Genomic DNA, 4,806 nt, shown 5'->3' with positions numbered 1-4,806 from the left:
GGCTTACTACACCCGCAAAATGAGTCAGGGAAAACGACACAATCAGGCGCTTATCGCCCTGGCGAGACGACGCTGCGACGTTCTGTTCGCCATGATGCGCGACGGGACTTTTTATACCCCGCAGGGGTCATAACATGCTTGACAACTTAATAGGGGCACCCCCCAGCATCTATACTTATCTTTTTGCTCTGTTTTCTCACTGGAGGAGTCATGCGGTGGATCCTGTTCATCCTCTTCTGCCTGCTGGGCGCACCTGCCCACGCGGTATCCATACCCGGCGTTACAACCACAACGACAACGGACTCAACGACTGAACGGCCCCGGAACCGGATATCGAACAAAAAAAAGCGGCCTATGGCGCACTGGCGGATGTGCTGGATAACGACACCTCGCGTAAAGAATTGATCGACCAGTTGCGTACTGTCGCCGCGACGCCCCCTGCGGAACCGGTCCCGAAGATCGTGCCGCCGACGCTGGTTGAAGAGCAAACCGTGCTGCAAAAGGTCACCGAAGTCAGCCGCCATTATGGTGAAGCCCTTTCCGCCCGCTTCGGGCAACTTTATCGCAATATTACCGGCTCCCCGCATAAGCCGTTTAATCCACAAACATTCAGCAATGCGCTGACCCATTTTTCAATGTTAGCGGTATTAGTGTTTGGTTTTTACTGGCTGATTCGCCTGTGCGCACTGCCGCTGTATCGCAAAATGGGCCTGTGGGCGCGGCAAAAAAATCGTGAGCGCAGTAACTGGTTGCAGCTTCCGGCGATGATTATCGGGGCGTTTATTATCGACCTACTGTTACTGGCACTGACATTATTTGTCGGCCAGGTATTAAGCGACAACCTGAATGCAGGCAGTCGCACCATCGCTTTCCAACAAAGTTTGTTTCTCAACGCCTTTGCCCTGATTGAATTTTTCAAAGCTGTACTACGCCTGATTTTTTGCCCAAACGTGGCTGAACTGCGCCCGTTCACGATTCATGACGAGACCGCCCGTTACTGGAGTCGTCGCCTGAGCTGGTTAAGCAGTTTGATAGGTTATGGCCTGATTGTGGCCGTGCCGATTATCTCTAATCAGGTGAATGTACAGATAGGTGCGCTGGCGAACGTCATCATTATGCTGTGCATGACCGTCTGGGCGTTGTACCTGATCTTTCGCAATAAAAAAGAGATTACCCAACATTTGCTCAACTTTGCGGAGCATTCGCTGGCCTTTTTCAGCCTGTTTATCCGCGCCTTTGCGCTGGTGTGGCACTGGCTGGCAAGCGCCTATTTTATCGTGCTGTTTTTCTTTTCGTTGTTCGATCCGGGCAACAGCCTGAAATTTATGATGGGTGCAACGGTGCGCAGCCTGGCGATTATTGGTATCGCAGCGTTTGTTTCCGGTATGTTTTCCCGCTGGCTGGCGAAAACCATCACCCTCTCGCCACATACTCAGCGTAACTATCCGGAGTTGCAAAAACGGCTGAATGGCTGGCTTTCGGCGGCGCTGAAAACGGCGCGTATTCTGACCGTCTGCGTGGCGGTAATGTTGCTGTTGAGCGCATGGGGATTGTTCGATTTCTGGAACTGGCTGCAAAACGGCGCGGGGCAGAAAACCGTAGATATCCTGATCCGTATCGCACTTATTCTTTTTTTCTCGGCGGTTGGCTGGACGGTGCTCGCCAGTTTGATCGAAAACCGGCTGGCTTCGGATATTCATGGCCGCCCGCTACCCAGCGCCCGTACGCGTACCCTGCTGACGCTGTTTCGTAACGCGCTGGCGGTGATTATCAGTACCATCACCATCATGATTGTGTTGTCGGAAATCGGCGTCAATATCGCGCCATTGCTGGCAGGTGCCGGGGCATTAGGTCTGGCTATCTCGTTTGGTTCGCAAACGCTGGTGAAAGATATCATTACCGGGGTGTTTATTCAGTTTGAAAACGGCATGAACACTGGAGATTTGGTGACTATCGGGCCGTTGACCGGCACAGTGGAACGGATGTCGATTCGCTCCGTGGGCGTGCGCCAGGATACCGGGGCGTATCACATCATTCCGTGGTCTTCGATAACCACCTTTGCTAACTTCGTCCGCGGTATTGGTTCGGTAGTGGCAAACTACGATGTTGATCGCCATGAAGATGCTGATAAAGCCAATCAGGCACTGAAAGATGCGGTAGCGGAATTGATGGAAAACGAAGAAATTCGCGGGCTGATTATTGGTGAACCGAATTTTGCCGGGATTGTCGGCTTAAGCAATACCGCGTTTACACTGCGTGTTTCGTTCACCACGCTGCCACTCAAACAGTGGACGGTACGCTTTGCCCTCGACAGCCAGGTGAAAAAACATTTCGACCTGGTGGGCGTTCGCGCGCCAGTGCAGACTTATTAGGTGCTGCCTACTCCGGGCGCGACCCCGGCTGAACCGTTACCGCCGGGGGAGCCAACGCTTTAACGCTGGCGATTGACAAAACGGCGGCGCTGCTCGTCGTTCATAAAGGTCCAGGCAATAAAGCGACTCTGCTTTTGCCCCTGGGCCATCTCTTTTTTTACCACCTTCACCGCGCCCACGTCGGTCAGAGCACGATACAACGGCGGTAAGTTTTCACCACGAGATACCAGCGAGGTAAACCACATCACCTGCTTCGCGAAGCCTTTGCTCTCTTCAATCATCTTTTTGATAAAGGCGACTTCACCACCTTCACACCACAACTCCTGTTGCTGACCACCAAAGTTCAGTGCATCGTCTTTGTTCAGCCCCAGGTTACGGCGTTTACGCTCACTACCTGCCCGCGCTGCAGCGGCGGAATCGTGGAATGGCGGGTTACACAAGGTCGCGTCGTATTGCTCGTTTTTATGGATGATGCCGTTAAAAATTGCCCCACTCTCTTTTTGCCGACGCAGACGAATGGCGCGGTTAAGCCCCGGATTAGCACTGATAATCGCCTGCGCACTGCTTAACGCCTGGCTGCTGGTTTCACTACCGGTAAAACGCCAGCCATATTCATGTACGCCAATCAGCGGATAAATACAGTTCGCACCAACGCCGATATCCAGAATGCTGGCATTCGCTGGAATTGTTCCGCTTGCTTCAGCCAGTAAATCGGCAAGGTGATGAATATAATCCGCCCGGCCCGGTACTGGTGGGCAGAGAAAACCGTCGGGGATATCCCAGTTCGCTACGGCGTAAAAATGGGCCAGCAACGCCTTATTGAGCGCCTTCACCGCCAGCGGATTGGCAAAGTCTACGCTTTGCTCCCCGGCGGGTGTAAGCGTGAGGAATTGCCTGAGTTCAGGATTGACCTGACAAAGCGTGGCGAGATCGTAGCGGCTGTGATGACGGTTGCGCGGATGCAACCCCGGTTTCTGGGCGGACATAGCATTCTCCTTTAAGCAGCGGCGTAAGATACCCGCATAACGCGACAGGGTAAATATCTGGCTGCGTTTATCATTCCCCAAAACCTTAACATGGCTATGGTTTATGGCAATTCATCATAAAAATCAGCATTATGCATGTCATTGATTTGTCTTATTTTGTAAAAATATATCGTTCAAAAAATAAGCACATCTCTGTCAATTTTTTGCGTCATTTGCATCGCGCAGGCGACCTACACTTATCAGGCACTACCCGTTGTATTTATGAGGATGTCATTATGAAAAAGTGCCTCACACTACTGATTGCCACCGTCCTGAGCGGAATCTCTCTCACGGCTTATGCCGCGCAACCGATGAGTAACCTGGACAGCGGTCAGCTACGGCCCGCCGGTACCGTTTCGGCAACTGGCGCATCAAACCTAAGCGATCTGGAGGATAAACTGGCAGAAAAAGCGCGCGAACAAGGCGCGAAAGGTTATGTCATTAATTCCGCAGGCGGAAATGACCAGATGTTCGGTACTGCAACCATCTACAAATAACCCCACCAACGTAACTGCATTCGCCTCTGGATGCAGTTTTCGCCTGTTTTGTAATCAAAAAACATCAAATATGAACTCAATGTAAATAAATGTATTTCTTTTTCGCGCAATGGGTGATAGAAAATCGCGCCAAGTGATAATGCTTATCAGAATTATTATCACTTGCACGAACACTATCACGGGATTAACAGTGGCATCGCATCCGCAGAGATGCTTTCTCGTGGCAGTGAAAATTTCAACATATAAGAAAAAGTCACCTGCAAAATGGAAAACAATCGCAATTTCCCTGCCAGACAATTTCATTCGCTCACGTTCTTTGCCGGTCTTTGTATTGGCATCACACCTGTGGCTCAGGCACTCGCCGCCGAAGGGCAAACTAACGCGGATGACACGCTGGTTGTCGAAGCATCAACGCCTTCGCTTTATGCGCCACAACAATCTGCCGATCCGAAATTCTCGCGTCCGGTAGCGGATACTACCCGCACGATGACGGTGATTTCTGAACAAGTGATTAAAGATCAGGGCGCAACCAACCTTACCGACGCGCTCAAAAACGTCCCCGGCGTGGGTAATGCCGATCAGTTAAGGATCAGTTGACCGATCCAGTGGCTGTGTAAGAATCCGGAAACGCTCACTTGTTTCCGGATTTTTTTATGCACATTGGACAGGCTCTTGATCTGGTATCCCGTTACGATTCTCTGCGTAACCCACTGACTTCTCTGGGGGATTACCTCGACCCCGAACTCATCTCTCGTTGCCTTGCCGAATCAGGTACTGTAACGCTACGCAAGCGCCGTCTTCCCCTCGAAATGATGGTCTGGTGTATTGTTGGCATGGCGCTTGAGCGTAAAGAACCTCTTCACCAGATTGTGAATCGCCTGGACATCATGCTGCCGGGCAATCGCCCCTTCG

The 4,806-nt window shown here is 51.6% G+C and carries 3 protein-coding genes and 3 pseudogenes; 5 read left to right on the top strand and 1 reads right to left on the bottom strand.

The annotated features are described in order from the left end of the window. Both BGK49_RS29245 and ybiO read left to right on the top strand, forming a co-directional pair. Positions 1–133: pseudogene (locus BGK49_RS29245) on the top strand (IS110 family transposase); the annotation flags it as partial. A 77-nt stretch (positions 134–210) separates the two neighbouring features. Continuing rightward, positions 211–2,435, top strand: a pseudogene (gene ybiO / locus BGK49_RS09615) (mechanosensitive channel protein). Here ybiO and rlmF read toward each other — a convergent pair. Next, the gene (gene rlmF, locus BGK49_RS09610; protein ID WP_001275941.1) at positions 2,432–3,358 is read right to left on the bottom strand and encodes a 23S rRNA (adenine(1618)-N(6))-methyltransferase RlmF; all 927 of its coding nucleotides are present in this window, start codon (positions 3,356–3,358) and stop codon (positions 2,432–2,434) included. The pseudogene ybiO and the gene rlmF overlap by 4 nt on opposite strands. Before the next feature lie 275 nt (positions 3,359–3,633). Here rlmF and mcbA point away from each other — a divergent pair, with 275 nt between their 5' ends. From mcbA to BGK49_RS09595, 3 genes and pseudogenes are all read left to right on the top strand, one after another. Next, complete coding sequence (gene mcbA, locus BGK49_RS29240) at positions 3,634–3,894, top strand: DUF1471 family periplasmic protein McbA (protein ID WP_000710619.1); 261 nt, start codon at positions 3,634–3,636, stop codon at positions 3,892–3,894. Positions 3,895–4,158: 264 nt separating this feature from the next. After that, positions 4,159–4,464: pseudogene (locus tag BGK49_RS09600) on the top strand (TonB-dependent receptor plug domain-containing protein); the annotation flags it as partial. Positions 4,465–4,529: 65 nt separating this feature from the next. Further along, positions 4,530–4,806, top strand: a 277-nt coding sequence (locus BGK49_RS09595) for a transposase domain-containing protein (RefSeq protein WP_024249094.1), incomplete at its 3' end; no start/stop codon positions are given.

The organism is Shigella sp. FC1544 (genome assembly GCF_001722145.1).
In the GTDB taxonomy this organism is placed as follows: domain Bacteria; phylum Pseudomonadota; class Gammaproteobacteria; order Enterobacterales; family Enterobacteriaceae; genus Escherichia; species Escherichia coli.
Note: the sequence above shows the minus strand (reverse complement) of the source record. Positions and strands in the feature narration are given on the sequence as shown.